The organism is Massilia sp. UMI-21, from assembly GCA_015277795.1.
In the GTDB taxonomy this organism is placed as follows: Bacteria; Pseudomonadota; Gammaproteobacteria; order Burkholderiales; family Burkholderiaceae_D; genus Telluria.
Map to the genome: position 1 here is coordinate 1,812,191 of CP063848.1, position 16,951 is coordinate 1,829,141.

Below are 16,951 nucleotides of genomic sequence, written 5' to 3' on the forward strand. Positions count from 1 at the left end.
ACTTTAGATTTAAAGTAAAGCGCGAAGTACAGCGCGTTTCGCTTGCACCATGGTCGGAATTTCCACAGGGGCTCCCACATGACCGACGTTTCCGCAGCACTTGCGCCGTCCGGCTACGCCGACGGCTTCGCCCGCGCCAACCTGCCGCCGCCGGACGAGTGGCCCGCATTCCTGTTCGACCTTCCCGAACTGCAGTACCCGCCGCGCCTGAACAGCGTGGCCGAGCTGCTCGATGCGGCCTGCCTGCGCGGCTGGGGTGAACGCTCGGCGCTGGTCGGCGCCCGCGAGCGGCTCAGCTATGCCGAACTGCGTGCCCGGGTCGACCGCATCGCGCACGTGCTGCGCCAGGACCTCCGGCTCGCGACCGGCAGCCGCGTGCTGCTGCGCGGCGCCAACTGTCCGATGATGGCGGCCTGCATCCTGGCCGTGATCAAGGCCGGCTGCATCGCGGTGCCGACCATGCCGCTGCTGCGGGCGCGCGAACTGGCCACCATCGCCGACCGCGCGCGCGTCGGCGCCGTCCTGTGCGCGGCCGGACTGCGCGCGGAGGTCGACGCGATGGCGCACGAAGCGCTGCCGCTGCTGCTGTTCGACGATGCGCAGGGCGCGGCCGGGGACGCGTCGCTGGAAGCGCGCATGGCGGCCCACGAGGCCCCCTTCGCTGCCGCCGACACGGCCGCCGACGACGTCTGCCTGATCAGTTTCACCTCCGGCACCACCGGCGTCCCCAAGGGCACCATGCATTTCCACCGCGACCTGCTGGCGATCTGCGACTGCTTCCCGCGCCATGTGTTGCGCGCGCGGATCGACGACGTCTTCACCGGCACGCCGCCGCTGGCCTTCACCTTCGGCCTGGGCGGGCTGCTGCTGTTTCCGCTGCGGGTGGGAGCGCGCGCCGTGCTGATCGAAAAACCCACGCCGGAACGCCTGCTGGCGGCGATCCAGGAGCAGCGCGCCACGGTGTGCTTCACTGCGCCCACGTTCTATCGCCAGATGGCCCAGCATGCGGCCGACGTCGATTTGCGCAGCCTGAGCCGCAGCGTGTCGGCCGGCGAAGCGCTGCCGGTGGCCACGCGCGAGGCCTGGAAGGCGGCCACCGGGCTCGACATGATCGATGGCATCGGGGCCACCGAGATGCTGCATATCTTCATTTCGGCCGCCGGCAGCGACGTGCGTCCGGGCGCGACCGGCAAGCCGGTGCCCGGCTACCGGGCCCGCATCGTCGACGAGGAGGGGCAGGCGCTGGGGCCCGGCGTGGTGGGACGCCTGGCGGTGCAAGGGCCGACCGGCTGCCGCTACCTGGACGACCCGCGCCAGCGCAACTACGTGCAGGACGGCTGGAACATCACCGGCGACGCCTACGAGATGGACGCCGACGGCTATTTTTACTACCGCTCGCGGCTGGACGACATGATCATCTCGGCCGGCTACAACATCGCCGGCGCGGAAGTCGAGGAAGCATTGCTGCGCCACCCGGCGGTGGCCGAGTGCGGCGTGGTCGGGCGCGCCGACGAGGAGCGCGGCCAGGTGGTCGAGGCCCACGTCGTGCTCAAGCCGGGCGTCGCGCCCGGCGGCGAGACCGCCGTGGCGCTGCAGGAATTCGTCAAGGCGCAGATCGCGCCCTACAAGTATCCGCGGGTGGTGCGCTTTCGCGAACAGCTGCCGCGCACCGAAACCGGTAAACTGCAACGGTTTAAATTACGCATGGATGCGGTCTGAGGAAAAAAATGTCCGATCCGGAGGACGGTGAGCAAATGCGGGAGCAGGACGGGCTCGACCTGGCCAGCCGCTTGACCCAGGACCACCACCAGTCGCTCAAGCTGTGGCTGCGCATGCTGTCGTGTACCGTGCGCATCGAGAACGAGATCCGCACCCGGCTGCGCGCCGGCTTCGGCATCACGCTGCCTCGCTTCGACCTGATGGCCCAGCTGGAGCGCCATCCCGACGGCATGCGCATGGGCGAGCTGTCCCGGCGCATGATGGTCACCGGCGGCAACGTCACCGGCATTACCGACCAGCTCGAGCGCGAGGGGCTGGTGCTGCGCGTGCCCGATCCGCAAGACCGGCGCGCCTGGGCGGTGCGCCTGACCCCGGCCGGCCGCAGCGCCTTCGGCGAGATGGCGGCCGTGCACGAGCGCTGGCTCGACGACATGCTGGCCGACATCCCGGCCGAGGACAAGGCCAGCCTGATCGCACTGCTGGCCTCGATGAAGCAGCGGCTTCGGGTGCCCGGGCCGAAATGAGGCGGGCGTTCGCGGTGCCGGGGAATTGTCGAATGCAATGTAGAACGTATTGCAAAAACAATAATGAACCTGCGCTGGAATAAAGTCCGACACGAAGCCGTCGAGATATTCCGGCGGAACGCGAGACAGCGTGGATGTGCGCCACTGTTCTGATTTGGCAAGACCGCTGGTACAATAGGTGACTGCATGCTGCGGATGCCGCAGGCAGGCAGATGTGTCGCCATAGTACAATGGATAGTACAAGGTCCTCCTAAGACTTAGATGCAGGTTCGATTCCTGCTGGCGACACCATTTCTTCGCCCCTCCGGGCAATCCTTCTTACCAGACATACCGCCGGCACGCGCGCCCGCTGTCGTCGTTTGCGCGGCGGGCGGCCAAAACTGCTGGCCTTGCGCGCCAGTCGGTACAATGCGCGTTTCATTCAACCTTTTGCGGCCGGCGCCTTCCATCGGCGACCGGCGGACCACGGACCATGGCTGTCATTTCCCTCTCTTCCGCGCAACTGGCCTTCGGCCACGTCGCACTGCTCGACCACGCTGACTTTTCCCTGGAGGTCGGCGAACGCGTCGGCCTGATCGGCCGCAACGGCACCGGCAAGTCCTCGCTGCTGAAAATCATTTCGGGCCGCGCCCGGCTCGACGACGGCCTGCTGGTGATGCAGCAGGGCGTCAAGATCGCCTACGTCGAGCAGGAACCGGTGTTCGATCCGGAAGCGAGCGTGTTCGATGCGGTCGCGGCCGGCATGGGCGAGCAGCAGGCGATGCTGGCCGAGTACGAAGCGCTCACCGGCCAGTTCGGCGGCGATGACGACGAGGCCCTGATGGAGCGGATGCACGAGCTCCAGCTCAAGCTCGATGCCGTCGACGGCTGGAACCTGGCGCACAAGGTCGACACCACGCTCGACCGCCTCGGCCTGAACCGCGAGGCGAAGATGGGCACCCTGTCGGGCGGTATGCAAAAGCGCGTGGCGCTCGCGGTCGCCCTGGTCTCGGCGCCCGACGTGCTGCTGCTGGACGAGCCCACCAACCACCTGGACTTCAGTTCGATCAAGTGGCTCGAGGGCCTGCTGCGCGCCTACACCGGCTCGGTGCTGTTCATCACCCACGACCGCAGCTTCCTCGACAATGTCGCCACCCGCATCATCGAGCTCGACCGCGGCCGCCTGCTGTCCTTCCCGGGCAACTTCTCGACCTACCAGGAACGCAAGCGCGAGCTGCTGGCCAACGAGGAAGTCGAGAATGCCAAGTTCGACAAGTTCCTGGCGCAGGAAGAGGTCTGGATCCGCAAGGGCGTGCAGGCGCGCCGTACCCGCGACGAGGGCCGGGTGCGCCGTCTGGAGGCGCTGCGCCTGCAGCGCGCCGCGCGCCGCGATCAGCAGGGCACGGTCCGCCTCGACGTCGGCACCGGCGAACGCTCGGGCAAGATCGTCGCCGACATGGAAAACATCTCCAAATCCTACGGTGAAAAAGTTATCGTTAGCAACTTCACCGGCACGATCATGCGCGGCGACAAGGTCGGCCTGATCGGCGCGAACGGCGCCGGCAAGACCACCTTGCTCAAGATCATCCTGGGCGACGAGACCGCCGACAGCGGCACGGTCAAGCTCGGCACTCGCCTGAACGTGGCCTATTTCGACCAGATGCGCGCCCAGCTCAACGAAGAGGCGAGTCTGGCGGACACCATCTCGCCGGGCAGCGACTGGGTCGAGATCAATGGTCAGAAGAAGCATGTGATGACCTACCTCAACGATTTCCTGTTTGCGCCGGAGCGTGCGCGCTCACCCGTGAAATCGCTCTCGGGTGGCGAGCGCAACCGCCTGCTGCTGGCGCGCCTGTTCGCCAAGCCGGCCAACTGCCTGGTGCTGGACGAACCGACCAACGACCTCGACATCGAAACCCTGGAGCTGCTCGAGGAGTTGCTCGAGGAATACACCGGTACGGTGTTCCTGGTCAGCCACGACCGGACCTTCCTCGATAACGTCGTCACCCAGGTGATCGTGGCCGAAGGCCAGGGCCTGTGGCGCGAATACGTGGGCGGCTACAGCGACTGGGAACGCGTGCGCGCCAGCGAGCCGGCCGCTGCGCAAAAGGCGGCCGCCAGCGCCGCCAGGTCCGAGGCCGCGCCGGGCCAGGGCTCGGCCAAAGCTGGTGAAATGTCATCTACCGCACAGAGCGGGTCTGGTAAAAAGGTAAAGTTGAGCTACAAGGAGCAGCGCGAGCTGGAGGAACTTCCCCAGCTGATCGCCACTCTTGAGGATGAGCAGTCCGCGATTACGGCCCAGCTGAATTCGCCCGACTTCTACAAGCAGAATCCCGGCGACGCGCGCCGCCTGAGCGAGCGCCACGCCGAGATCGACGACCTGCTGCTCGACGCCCTCGAACGCTGGGAGCGCATCGAAGCCCGAGCAAGAGGCGAGTAGCGTAACGAACGGGGCAGGCCAGGCGCCTGCGATACAAGGACATGACCGAGCATAACGAACCGAGCTTTGCTCCACCTTCCGCTCCATCGCCACCTGCCGCTCGATCGGTCGACGCACCCCTCTTCAGCCGCGCCGCCTGGGCGCGGATCCTGCCATTCGGCGCCTACATCTTCTTCATCATCCTCGGCGACATGCTCGAGCGCACGGGCATGTCCCGTGCCGAGTTGCGCTGGCTGTACCCGGCGCAGATCGGCGTGGTCGCGCTGCTGCTCGCAGTTTCCTGGCGCCGCTACCACGAGCTGCGCATGCCGCTCCCGGGGACGCTGCAACTGCTGGTGTCGGTGGCGGTCGGCGTCCTGGTGCTGGTTCTCTGGATCAATCTCGACGCCCCCTGGATGACGGTCGGATCGAGCCCCGGCTACGACCCGCGCACCAACGGCGAGCTCGACTGGCTCCTGGTTGCCATCCGCATCGCCGGCGCGGCCCTGGTCGTGCCCGTCATGGAAGAACTGTTCTGGCGCTCCTTCGTCATGCGCTGGGTCGATGCCGCCGACTTCGAGGCGCTGGCGCCGGCGCGCGTGGGCATCCGGGGCTTCCTGGTGTCGGTCGTCCTGTTTGGTTTCGAGCACAACCTGTGGCTGGCCGGCATCGTGGCCGGCGTCGCCTATAGCCTCTTGTACATGCGGCACCGCAATCTCTGGTCCGCGGTGATCGCCCACGCTGTCACCAATGGCCTGCTCGGGGCCTGGGTGGTCGCCACCGGCAGCTGGGCCTTCTGGTAATCCGCACGCAGCCTTCATACGCGCAATGACTTCAGAAAAGACGAACAACATGACGCCCTTACGCCGCCACACCCTCCGCCCGATCGCCGCCCTGGTCGGCGCACTGTTCCTCCTCCCGCTCCACCAGGCTGCCGCACAGAACAGTGCGCAGCAGGAAGAAAGCCTGAAGCTGTACGGCGGCATCGGCTGGGGCTACGACGACAACCTGCTGCGCGTGCCGGACAACCGTCCCGCCTTCGGCGGCAAGCGCAGCGACCGCTGGCGCCAGCTCGATGCCGGCGTGGTCTACAACAAGCGCATCAGCCGCCAGCGCGTGGCGGTGGTGGCCAAGGTCTCGAAAGTCAATTTCGACTACTTCAAGCAGCTCGACTACGACGGCCGCGACCTGCAGGCCACCTGGTTCTGGGAGCTGGGCAACAAGTTCGAAGGGCAGGCCGGCACGCTCTACGACCGCACGCTGGCGCCGTACACCGACTTCTTCAGCGACGAGCGCAACGTGCGCGAACGGCGCCGCCAGTGGGTCGATGCGGGCTGGAAACTGCACCCGAGCTGGAAGCTGCGCACCGGCTTCACCCGCGAGCGCTACGAATACGAGCTGCTGCGCCAGCGCTACAACAACCGCACCGAGAAGGCCGTGGAGGCCGAGCTGCTGTACCGGCCACGCAGCGGCAGTTCGGTGGGCCTGGTGGCGCGCCGGGTCAAGGGCGAATATCCGTTCCGGCGTCCGGTGACCAGCGGCGTGCTGGTCGACGACTTCACCCAGGACGAGCTGAAGGTGCGCGTCAACTGGTACGCCAGCGGCTCGACCACGCTGCAGGCCCTGGGCGGCTACGTGCGGCGCGAGCAGCCGTCGTTCGGCGAGGGCAAGACCAGCGGCTTCAACGGCCGCCTGAACGCCAGCTACCAGCCGCGCGGCAAGATCACCTACCAGGCCTCGGTGTGGCGCGAATTCGCGCCGATCGAGAGCACGATCGTCAGCTATACCCTGAACCGCGGCGCCAGCATCGGCGCCAGCTGGCAGGCCACCGGCAAGATCAAGGTCGACGCCAGCGCCGCCTACGAGCAGCGCGCCTACAACGCACGGCGCGCCTTCGACGGCTCGGACTCGCTGGAAGACTCGCTCAAGACCGCGAGCCTGCGCGCCACCTGGCAGCTCAGACGCAAGGTCGCGGTGTCGGCGGGCTGGCAGCACCAGGCGCGCAGCGGCTCGCAATCGCTCAACCTGGGCAAATTCGACGCCAACACCGTCATGGTGAACGCGAACGTGCTGTTCTGAAGCATTGCAGGACTCCTGAAGTGAACCATGACGGTCAATGACATCCCGATCATCTCGTTTTTCCAGCGCGTACTCGATCCCCTGATCATCATGGGGACCCTGTACCTGGCGACCCTGTACTACGGTGAACCGTTTTCCGGCTACTCGCTGGTGCTGATGATCCTGGCCTTCTTCATCTCCACTTCGGTGTACCAGCACGTCGATCCCTACCGCACCTGGCGCAGCGGCCGCATGCTGGCGTATGCGCGCGACACCGTGTTCGGCTGGTGCCTGACCATTGCCGTACTGTACTTCCTGGGCTCGGCCAGCGGCCTAAAATACTTCTACGACGAACGCGTGCTGCTGGCCTGGTTCGTCGCCACGCCGGTGACGATCCTGGTCAGCCACCTGGCGGTGCGCAAGGCCACCGGCAGCCGCGACCGCAAGCGCGAAGTGCGCTCGATCGTGGTGGTCGGCGTCAACGATGTCGGCATCAAGTTCGCCGGCGTCTGCGAGCGCCACCCGAACCTGTTCATGGAAGTCTGCGGCTTCTTCGAGGACCGCGGCGAGGAGCGCAGGCCGGCCAACATCGCGCATCCGGTGCTGGGCGGCATGGCCGATGTCTGCCACTACGTGCGCAAGCACAACATCAAGATGATCTTCATCAGCCAGCCGATCTCGGCCCAGCCGCGCATCCGCAAGCTGATCGACGAACTCAAGGACACCACCGCCTCGGTCTACTTCCTGCCCGACGTGTATGTGTTCGACCTGATGCAGGCACGCTTCGATACCGTGGGCGGGATGCCGGTGATCGCCATCAGCGAGACCCCGTTCATGGGCTGGAACAGCGTGATCAAGCGCGGCAGCGACGTCCTGATCGGCAGTGTCATCCTGGTGCTGCTGGCACCGCTGATGCTGGTGATCGCGCTCGCCGTGAAGCTGACATCGAAGGGGCCGGCGATCTTCCGCCAGCGCCGCTATGGCCTGTATGGCGAAGAAATCTTCGTCTACAAGTTCCGTTCGATGACGGTCACCGAGGACGGGGCGAACGTGGTGCAGGCCCGCAAGGACGACCAGCGCGTGACGAAGATCGGAGGCTTCCTGCGCCGCACCTCGCTCGACGAGCTGCCGCAGTTTATCAATGTGCTGCAGGGGCGCATGAGCCTGGTCGGGCCGCGGCCGCACGCGGTCGCCCATAACGAGCAATACCGCAAGCTGATCAAGGGCTACATGCTGCGCCACAAGGTGCGCCCGGGGATTACCGGTTGGGCCCAGGTAAATGGCCTGCGCGGCGAGACGGCCACGCTCGACAAGATGGAAGCGCGGATCCAGTGCGACCTCGATTACCTGCGCAACTGGTCGCTGTGGCTCGACCTGTGGATCCTGGTGAAGACCGTGAAGGTCGTGCTGACCCGCGAGAACGCGCACTGAGCGCCGCTGCGCAGGGTGCGGGCGCGGGCCGCCGCCCGATGGAACCCGGCCTTGCCGCGCGCATCGAACAGCAGGGTGCCGTGCGAGCCGTGCTCCACTAAAAGTAATTAACTGCGCACAATATGCTTTTATTTACTGGCGAACATACTTTAAGTTCGAATTGGAAACAATTCGCTTAAAGTCAACTTAAAAGCCGCGCGCACGATTGGGATCTTGCTTGCATGACCATGCCAGCTGCGTAGAATTGTTGATGAGTTTGCAACTGCCGTGGCCGCTGTCATGTCTGGTTTCGCATAGGAAAATTATATGAAGAAAGCACTGATCACCGGCGTCACCGGCCAGGATGGTTCCTACCTGGCGGAACTGCTGCTCGAGAAGGGCTACGAGGTGCACGGCATCAAGCGCCGCGCCTCCCTGTTCAATACCGGGCGCATCGATCACATCTACCAGGATCCGCACGCCGACGATCCGCGCTTCTTCCTCCACTACGGCGACCTCAGCGATACCTCGAACCTGACCCGCATCCTGCAGCAGGTGCAGCCCGACGAGGTCTACAACCTGGGCGCGATGAGCCATGTGGCGGTCTCGTTCGAGTCTCCCGAATACACCGCCGACGTCGACGGCATCGGCACCCTGCGCCTGCTGGAAGCGATCCGCTTCCTGGGGCTGGAGAAGAAGACCCGCTTCTACCAGGCCTCGACCTCCGAGCTGTATGGACTGGTGCAGGAAAGTCCCCAGCGCGAGACCACGCCCTTCTATCCGCGCAGCCCGTATGCGGTGGCCAAGCTGTACGCCTACTGGATCACCGTGAACTACCGCGAGGCCTACGGCATGTACGCCTGCAACGGCATCCTGTTCAACCACGAATCGCCGCGCCGCGGCGAGACCTTCGTCACCCGCAAGATCACCCGGGCGCTGGCGAATATCGCCCAGGGCCTGGAATCGCGGCTCTTCCTGGGCAACCTGGACGCGCTGCGCGACTGGGGCCATGCGCGCGACTACGTCCAGATGCAATGGCTGATGCTGCAGCAGGAAAAGCCCGAAGACTTCGTGATCGCCACCGGGCGCCAGTACGCGGTGCGCGACTTCGTCGACGTGGCCGCGCGCGAACTCGGCATCGAGATCGCGTGGCAGGGGCAGGGCGTCGAGGAACGCGGCCTGGTGGCCGCCGTGCATGGCGAGAAGGCGCCGGGCGTGGCGGTCGGCCAGCCGATCGTGGCGGTGGATCCGCAGTATTTCCGTCCGACCGAGGTCGAGACCCTGCTGGGCGACCCGCGCCGTGCGCGCGAGCGCCTCGGCTGGGAGCCGACGACCAGTTTCGAAGCGATGGTGCAGGAGATGGTGGCGCATGACCTCGATAAGGCGCGCCGCCACAAGCTGCTCGCATCGCATGGCTACAACGTCGCACTTTCACTGGAGTAAATGTGTTGAATAATCAGCCTCGCATCTATGTCGCCGGCCATCGTGGCCTGGTCGGCTCGGCCATCGTGCGCGTCCTGCGCGCCCAGGGCCACACCAACATCGTCACCCGTACCCACCATGAGCTGGAACTGACCGACCAGGCCCAGGTCCGCGAGTTCTTCCGGACCGAGCACATCGACCAGGTCTACCTGGCCGCGGCCAAGGTGGGCGGCATCCATGCCAACAACAGCTATCCGGCCGAGTTCATCTACGACAACATGATGGTGCAGGCCAACGTGGTCCACGAGGCCTGGCGCGCCGGCGTCGACAAGCTGCTGTTCCTCGGCTCCTCCTGTATCTATCCCCGCCTGGCGGCCCAGCCGATCCGCGAGGAGTACCTGATGAACGGCATCCTGGAACCGACCAACGAACCCTATGCGATGGCCAAGATCGCCGGCATCAAGCTGTGCGAGAGCTACAACCGCCAGTACGGCACCGATTACCGCAGCGTGATGCCGACCAACCTGTACGGTCCGGGCGACAACTACCATCCGGAAAACAGCCACGTGATCCCGGCCCTGCTGCGCCGCTTCCACGAGGCACGCGAGAACGGTGCGCCGGAAGTCGTGATCTGGGGCAGCGGCAAGCCGATGCGCGAGTTCCTGTACGTGGACGACATGGCGGCCGCCAGCGTCTACGTGATGAACCTGGCGCACGAGGTGTACGCGGCGAATACCGATCCCATGCATTCGCACATCAACGTCGGCACCGGCCAGGACGTCACGATCGCCGAACTCGCGCGGCTGGTGGGCGATACCGTCGGCTACCGCGGCCAGATCGTGTTCGATGCCGGCAAGCCGGACGGCACGCCGCGCAAGCTGCTCGACGTGTCCAAGCTTGCCGCGCTCGGCTGGCGCGCCAGCACGCCGCTGCACGAAGGCCTGCGCCGCGCCTACGAGGCCTTCGTGGCCCAGCAGAAGGCGGAGGAGGCCGGTGCGCAGGACGTGCCGGCCGAACTGCTCGGTCGCGCGCCGGGCGCGGCGGCGCGGGTGGCGGCATGAGGATGCCGCACGTCCGGCCATGCCGGCGCGGTAGCAGAATGTTAATTGACGAACAGAGAAGGAATCGTATGGAACCCAGAATGGATGAGTCCTGATTCAGTACCGGGTTCCGGAGCGGGTCACGCATAAGCAGAGGAATCAGTGGCGGGCGTGCCCGCTAACCAACGTCGAGGAAACTATCTTGAAAACCTTCCATTTGGCAGCCAATCAAACCTCTTTCCCAAGCCCCAGGCGCCTGCTGTCCGCGGCAGCCCTGGTGCTGTGCGCCGCGACCCTGGCCGGTTGCAGCAAGGATGATGCCCCCAAGGAAACGAAGCCGGGCCAGGCCCTGGCCAGCGTCAACGGTGAAGAAATCACCGTGCTGCAACTGAACGAGGAATTGCAGCGCCTGGGCGTCGGCGCGCAGCAGCAGAAGACGGCCAGCAAGCAGGTGCTGCAGGCCCTGATCGACCGCGAACTGCTGGAAGGCGAGGCCGCCAAGGAAAAAATCGACCGTGACCCGAAAGTGATGCAGGCCATCGAGCGCGCGCGCTCGCTGATCATCGCCCAGGCCTACATGCAGAAGCGCATGGGCGAGCCGGCCCGTCCGACGCCGGCCGAGGTGGAAGACTACTTCAACAAGAACCCGCAGTTCTTCTCCAACCGCAAGCAGTTCGCCATGAACGAGCTGATCATCGCGGCGAACGACCTCACCCCGGAAGTGCGCGCCGCCGCCGACAACGCCAAGTCGCTGGAAGAAGTCGCCGTGTTCCTCGACGCGCGCAATATCAAGTACGGTCGTGCCCAGGTTACCCGCAGCACCGCCGACCTGAATCCCCAGCTCTCGGGCAAGCTGCTGTCGATGCCCAAGGGCCAGCTGTTCGCCGTCAAGGAAGGCGACCGTGCGATGCTGATCTCGATCGCCGAAGTACGCGATGCGCCGGTCACCCTGGACGTGGCCAGCCCGCAGATCGCCCAGTACCTGATGAACAAGAAGAACAAGGAGCTGGCCGCCGCCGAAATCCAGCGCCTGCGCGGCACTGCCAAGATTGCTTACCTGAACAAGGACTACGCGCCGGACCCGAACGCCCCGGCCGCGCCGGCCGCCGTCACGCCGCCGGGCGCGCCGGATCCGGCCGCGACCGCGGTGGCCGGAACCGCGGCGCAAGCGCCGGCCGGCACCGCCTCGGTCGCTCCCGCAGCCGGCGCCGCCGCCGACAAGGCCGCGCTCGACCGTGGCGTGGCGGGCCTGAAATAAGCGGCGTGATGCATCGTTCCCACCAACCAACAGCAATAACAGGAATTGAAGGAGCAATCATGAAACGATTCGTCAAGTGGATGATGGCCGCTGCGCTCGTGTTGAGCATGGGCGTCGCCGGCGCCGCCGAGGTACTGCTCGGACCGGGCGACGTGGTCAAGCTGTCCGTCTACGGCAGCCCCGACCTCTCGCTCGAGACCCGCGTCAGCGAAAGCGGCAACATCACCTTCCCGCTGCTGGGCCAGGTGCCGGTCGGCGGCCTGTCGGTGGCGGCGGCCGAGAAGAAGATCGGCGACATGCTGGAGAAGGGCGGTTACCTCAAGAAGGCCCAGGTCAACATGCTGGTGACCACGCTGGCCAGCCAGCAGGTCTCGGTGCTGGGCTATGTGAACCGTCCGGGCCGCTATGCGGTCGAAGGACGCCGCAAGGTGCTCGACCTGCTGGCGATGGCCGGCGGCATCCACGGCGAGGGCGGCGACATCATCAGCTTGGTGCGCACCCGCGACGGCAACACCACCCGCGAGACCATCGACGTCGTCGCGATGGTCCGCAATGGCGAGCTGAACAAGGATTACGAAGTGGCCGGCGGCGACATCATCTATGTCGAGCGCGCCCCGCGTGCCTACGTCACCGGCGAAGTCCAGCGTCCGGGGCCGTTCCGTCTCGAGCGCGGCATGACCGTCCAGCAGGCCGTCTCGGCCGGCGGCGGCCTGAACATGCGTGGCAGCGATAGCGGCATGAAGATCACCCGCAAGGATGCCAGCGGCAACCCGGTGACGATCAATGTCAAGGCCAGCGATCCGGTCCAGGTCGACGATGTCATCATCGTCCGTGAAAGCTGGTTCTGATCGATGCCGATAAACCTGCTGCGCGCCGGCGCGCTTCTCGAGCGCCAGCGCTTCGGCGCGCTACGGTTTCTCGGCACCCATCGGTTTGTCGCTGTTGATCCCTCGTAAAAAGCGTTTGTATCGAAGACACACCCGATTCGCCCGTTTTGTCCACCCGCTGTCAAAGGCATCTGATGCAAAGGTAAGGCCATGAACGTTCATCAATTCCTGCTGATCCTTCTTGCCAGGAAGAAGATCATCCTGTCGACCCTGCTGGTCACGGTCCTGCTCGCGCTGGGCTGGAGCCTGATGCAGCAGAAGACCTACAAGGCAACCGCATCCGTGCTCCTGAACTACAAGGGCGTGGACCCGGTGAGCGGGCTGACCATGCCGGGCAACCTGATGCCGGGCTATATGGCGACCCAGATCGACATCATCAGCAGCAAGAACGTGGCGCTGCGCGTGGTCGATGCGCTGCGCCTGGCGTCGAGCCCGGTCGTGCAGGCCCAGTGGCGCGAGGCCAGCGAAGGCAAGGGCACGGTGCGCGACTGGCTGGCCGACCTGCTGCTCAAGAAACTCGAGATCATGCCGTCGCGCGAGTCGAGCGTGGTCGAGATCAGCTTCAAGGGCGCCGACCCGACCTTCGCCGCGGCCGTCGCCAACGCCTTCGCCGACGAATACCAGAAGATCAGCGTCCAGCTCAAGACCGAGCCTGCCAAGAAGGCATCGTCCTACTTCAACGAACAGACCAAGCAGCTGCGCGACAATCTGGAAGCCGCGCAGGCGCGCCTGTCGAAGTACCAGCAAGAGAAGGGCATCGTCAGCCTCGACAACAACCGGGTCGACGTCGAACTGTCGCGCCTGAACGACCTGTCGGGCCAGCTGGTCGCGGCCCAGACCCAGGCCATGGAAGCCAGCTCGCGCGAGCGCATGGCCACTGGCGTGGGCTCGCCCGACGTCGCCAACAACGCCCTGGTGCAGAGCCTGCGCGTGAGCCTGGCGAGCGCCGAGGCCAAGCTGGCCGAGGCCGCTTCGCGCTACGGCCGCAACCACCCGGCCTACCAGTCGGCTCAGGCCGAGGTGGGCAAGATGCGCGCCGAACTGAACGCCGCCCTGGGCAGCGTGTCGAAGAGCGTCGGCGCCAACGCCCAGGTCTACCGCCAGCGCGAGGCCGAGCTGCGCGCCGCCCTGGCCGCCCAGAAGACCCGCGTGCTCGAGCTGAACCGCACCCGCGACGAACTCGGCGTGATGCTGAAGGACCTCGACAGCGCCCAGCGCGCCTTCGACGCCGTCAGCAACCGCTTCTCGCAGACCCGCATCGAGGCCCAGTCCGAGCAATCCGACATCTCGATCCTGAATCCGGCGGTGCCGCCCACCGCGCCGTCCGGCCCGCGCGTGCTGCTCAATACCCTGGTATCGATCCTGCTGGGCACCATCCTCGGCGTCGGCCTGGCCCTGCTGCTGGAGCTGATCAACCGCCCGGTGCGCTCGAGCGGCGATGTCAAGGACATGCTCGGCATTCCGGTGCTCGGCACCATCGAGTGGCGCATGAAGCGGCCGCGCGGCAAGGGCATCCGCGCGCTGATGGCCCCGCGCCGTCTGCTCCGGCTGAACTGAGGGCCGCGCGCTCACGAGGCGCGCGGCGCAAGCGCCGCCAGGCAGGCGCAGGACGCCGGCGCATTTCAACAAGAATAGGACACGACCATGAATTCTTCCGTGCTATCAGCATTGCCTTCTGGCCACAACGCCGATTCGAGCATGGGCGCTCTGCTGCTCGATGCCGGCAAGCTCACGCCCGAGAGCGCCGAGCGTGTCCTGCGCATGCAAAAGGACCTCGGGATCCGCTTTGGCGAAGCCGCCGTGCGCCTGGGACTGGTGAGCGAGGACGACATCCAGCAGGTGCTGGCGCGCCAGTTCTCCTACCCGTATCTGCAGAAGGGGCAGGCCAACCTGTCACCGAAGCTGGTGGCTGCCTACGACCCCTTTTCGCCCCAGGTCGAGGCCTTGCGCGCGATCCGCAGCCAGCTGATGCTGCGCTGGTTCGCCCGCGGCCGGCGCGCGCTGGCGATCGCCGGCGTCACTCCGGAAGACGGCTCCAGCTTGTTCGCGGCCAACCTGGCGGTGGTGTTCTCGCAGCTCGGCGAGCAGACCCTGCTGGTGGACGCCAACCTGCGCAGCCCGCGCCAGCAGGAAATGTTCGGCGTCAAGCCGCGCCAGGGCCTGTCCGACCTGCTGGCCGGGCGCGCCGACCTCGACGTCATCGCGCGCGTCCCGGCCTTCGTCGACCTGTCCCTGATGCCGGCCGGCACCCTGCCGCCGAACCCGCAGGAACTGCTGGCGCGCGAAGGCTTCCGCAACCTGAATACCCAGCTCGAGAGCCGCTACGACGTGGTGCTGTACGACCTGCCGCCGTTCGCGGCCGGGGCCGATGCGCTGGCGGTGGCCGGACGCGCCGGCGGCGTGCTGCTGGTGGCCTGCAAGCACCGCACCCGTATCGCCAACATCAGCCGCATGGCCGAACAGATGGCCGAATCCGGCGCCGAAGTGGTCGGCTCGGTGGTGGTGGAGTTCTGAGATGGCGACGGCCGCACCCAAGCAATCCGCGGCAGCCATGCCGTACGACGCGCCGCCCAGCCTGTCCGCGACCCTCGCGGCGCTGCGCAACGCGCTGCCGGAATGGTGGCCCATCTTCGCCGGCCTGGCGATCCTGTTCGGGCCGACCTTCTACGACCTGTTCACCGGCGCCTGGGTCAGCGAGGAACAGGGACATGGCCCGATCATCTTCTTCCTGGCGCTGTGGCTGATCTGGCGCAAGTGGCCGGAGACGATGGCCGCGATCGGCTATCCCGCCGAGCGGCCGCCCGGCAGCTGGACCGGCTGGCCGGTGCTGGCCATCGGCCTGGCCTTCCACCTGCTGGGCCGCTCGCAGAAGATCCTGATGTTCGAGGTGGCGTCGATCCTGGTGGTGATGGCGGCCGTGATGCTGCTCAAGTTCGGCAGCCGCGCCCTGCGCGTGCTCTGGTTCCCGTTCTTCTTCATGCTGTTCATGGTGCCGCTGCCGAGCGAACTGGTGGCGGCAGTGACGATGCCGATGAAGATGGCGGTGTCCTATGTTACCGAGCACATCCTGTTCGCGCTGGGCTACCCGATCTCGCGTTCCGGGGTGGTGCTGCAAATGGGCCAGTACCAGCTGCTGGTGGCCGACGCCTGCGCCGGCCTGCAGACCCTGCTCACCCTGGAAGCGCTCGGCCTGTTCTACCTGAACCTGATGCGCCATCCTTCGGCCTTTCGCAACATCACGCTGGCGGTCCTGATCATCCCGATCTCGTTCACGGCCAACGTGATCCGCGTGATCGCACTGACCCTGATCACCTATTACTTCGGCGATGCCGCCGGCCAGGGCTTCCTGCACGGCTTTGCCGGCATGGTCCTGTTCATCACCGCGCTGGTGCTGATCCTGGCGGTCGACAACGGCCTGCAGTGGTGGATCAAGCGCCGCGAAGCGGGCGGCGGCGACGGCGGCCCGCGCGGCGGCGGGCGCCGGCCCATCATGAAGGAGGCAACATGAATCGCCGTTTCGCCATCAGCCTGGTGCTCGGGGTGGCCATGGCCGGCACCTCGGCGCTGACCGGCGCGCTCACGCCCAAGGCGCGCGTGCCCCAGGCCCACGAACAGTTCAGCCTGGAACAGATGATCCCGCAGCGCTTCGGCGACTGGCGCATCGACCCTTCGGTGGTGCCGCTCCAGCCCGACCCCGAGCAGCAGAGCGTGCTCGAGAAGATCTACGACCAGACCCTGTCGCGTACCTACGTCAACGGCCAGGGCCAGCGCGTGATGCTCTCGATCGCCTACGGGGGCGACCAGAGCAAGGCGCTGCAGCTGCACCTGCCCGAGGTCTGCTACGTGGCCCAGGGTTTCCAGATGGTGCAGGAAGACGAGGGCGGGCTGCCCACGCGCTTCGGCGAACTCCCGGTCAAGCGCCTGGTGGCGCGCCTGCACGAGCGCAACGAACCGATCACCTACTGGATCACGATCGGCGAGCACGCCGAGCGGGCCGGCATCCAGCAGAAGCTGCGCCGCCTGGCCTACGGCCTGTCGGGCGAGATTCCGGACGGCATGCTGGTGCGGGTCTCGACCATCCAGGCCAACGAGGCCCGGGCCTACCAGGTGCAGGATCGCTTCGTCGCCGAGATGCTGGGCGTGATGGCGCCGCGCGACCGCGCCCGCCTGGTCGGCGCGGGCCTGGCGCCGGCGCCGGCGCCTGGGCCGGCGGCGCAGGGCTGAAGCAGAGAAGG

General features: G+C 66.3%; 13 protein-coding genes, 1 tRNA gene and 1 pseudogene. All 15 read left to right on the forward strand.

The genetic code is table 11. From position 1 onward, the window contains the following. Positions 1 to 78: 78 nt before the first annotated feature. The 15 genes and pseudogenes from IM543_08085 to epsI all read left to right on the forward strand — a co-directional run bounded on the left by IM543_08085 (position 79) and on the right by epsI (position 16,940). Complete coding sequence (locus IM543_08085) at positions 79 to 1,719, forward strand: AMP-binding protein (GenBank protein ID QOY95783.1); 1,641 nt, start codon at positions 79 to 81, stop codon at positions 1,717 to 1,719. A gap of 8 nt (positions 1,720 to 1,727) precedes the next feature. Next, complete coding sequence (locus tag IM543_08090) at positions 1,728 to 2,243, forward strand: MarR family transcriptional regulator (GenBank protein QOY95784.1); 516 nt, start codon at positions 1,728 to 1,730, stop codon at positions 2,241 to 2,243. A gap of 216 nt (positions 2,244 to 2,459) precedes the next feature. Next, positions 2,460 to 2,534, forward strand: a tRNA-Arg gene (locus tag IM543_08095). A 181-nt stretch (positions 2,535 to 2,715) separates the two neighbouring features. Next, complete coding sequence (locus IM543_08100) at positions 2,716 to 4,662, forward strand: ATP-binding cassette domain-containing protein (protein QOY95785.1); 1,947 nt, start codon at positions 2,716 to 2,718, stop codon at positions 4,660 to 4,662. Between the two features lie 41 nt (positions 4,663 to 4,703). Further along, the gene (locus IM543_08105; protein ID QOY95786.1) at positions 4,704 to 5,444 is read left to right on the forward strand and encodes a CAAX prenyl protease-related protein; all 741 of its coding nucleotides are present in this window, start codon (positions 4,704 to 4,706) and stop codon (positions 5,442 to 5,444) included. 82 nt (positions 5,445 to 5,526) lie between these two features. Beyond that, entirely contained in the window at positions 5,527 to 6,720 is a 1,194-nt protein-coding gene (locus IM543_08110) for an outer membrane beta-barrel protein (GenBank protein QOY96579.1), read from the forward strand. Between the two features lie 27 nt (positions 6,721 to 6,747). Further along, a complete protein-coding gene (locus tag IM543_08115; protein ID QOY95787.1) occupies positions 6,748 to 8,130 on the forward strand; it encodes an undecaprenyl-phosphate glucose phosphotransferase in 1,383 nt (460 codons plus the stop codon). Between the two features lie 306 nt (positions 8,131 to 8,436). After that, a complete protein-coding gene (gene gmd, locus IM543_08120; protein ID QOY95788.1) occupies positions 8,437 to 9,552 on the forward strand; it encodes a GDP-mannose 4,6-dehydratase in 1,116 nt (371 codons plus the stop codon). Between the two features lie 5 nt (positions 9,553 to 9,557). After that, a pseudogene (locus IM543_08125) lies at positions 9,558 to 10,511 on the forward strand (GDP-L-fucose synthase). Positions 10,512 to 10,773: 262 nt separating this feature from the next. After that, positions 10,774 to 11,829, forward strand: a complete 1,056-nt coding sequence (epsD, locus tag IM543_08130; protein ID QOY95789.1) for a peptidyl-prolyl cis-trans isomerase, EpsD family — start codon at positions 10,774 to 10,776, stop codon at positions 11,827 to 11,829. A gap of 59 nt (positions 11,830 to 11,888) precedes the next feature. Then, positions 11,889 to 12,677: a polysaccharide export protein EpsE gene (gene epsE, locus IM543_08135; protein ID QOY95790.1), complete on the forward strand. Its 789-nt coding sequence runs from the start codon at positions 11,889 to 11,891 to the stop codon at positions 12,675 to 12,677. 189 nt (positions 12,678 to 12,866) lie between these two features. Then, complete coding sequence (epsF, locus tag IM543_08140; protein ID QOY95791.1) at positions 12,867 to 14,273, forward strand: chain length determinant protein EpsF; 1,407 nt, start codon at positions 12,867 to 12,869, stop codon at positions 14,271 to 14,273. A gap of 87 nt (positions 14,274 to 14,360) precedes the next feature. Continuing rightward, complete coding sequence (gene epsG, locus IM543_08145; GenBank protein ID QOY95792.1) at positions 14,361 to 15,230, forward strand: chain length determinant protein tyrosine kinase EpsG; 870 nt, start codon at positions 14,361 to 14,363, stop codon at positions 15,228 to 15,230. 37 nt (positions 15,231 to 15,267) lie between these two features. Further along, a complete protein-coding gene (gene xrtB, locus IM543_08150; protein QOY96580.1) occupies positions 15,268 to 16,224 on the forward strand; it encodes an exosortase B in 957 nt (318 codons plus the stop codon). After that, positions 16,221 to 16,940 carry an EpsI family protein gene (epsI, locus tag IM543_08155; protein QOY95793.1) on the forward strand — a complete coding sequence of 240 codons (720 nt, stop codon included), beginning with the start codon at positions 16,221 to 16,223 and terminating at the stop codon, positions 16,938 to 16,940. Before xrtB ends, epsI begins: the two co-directional genes overlap by 4 nt. Positions 16,941 to 16,951: the final 11 nt, after the last annotated feature.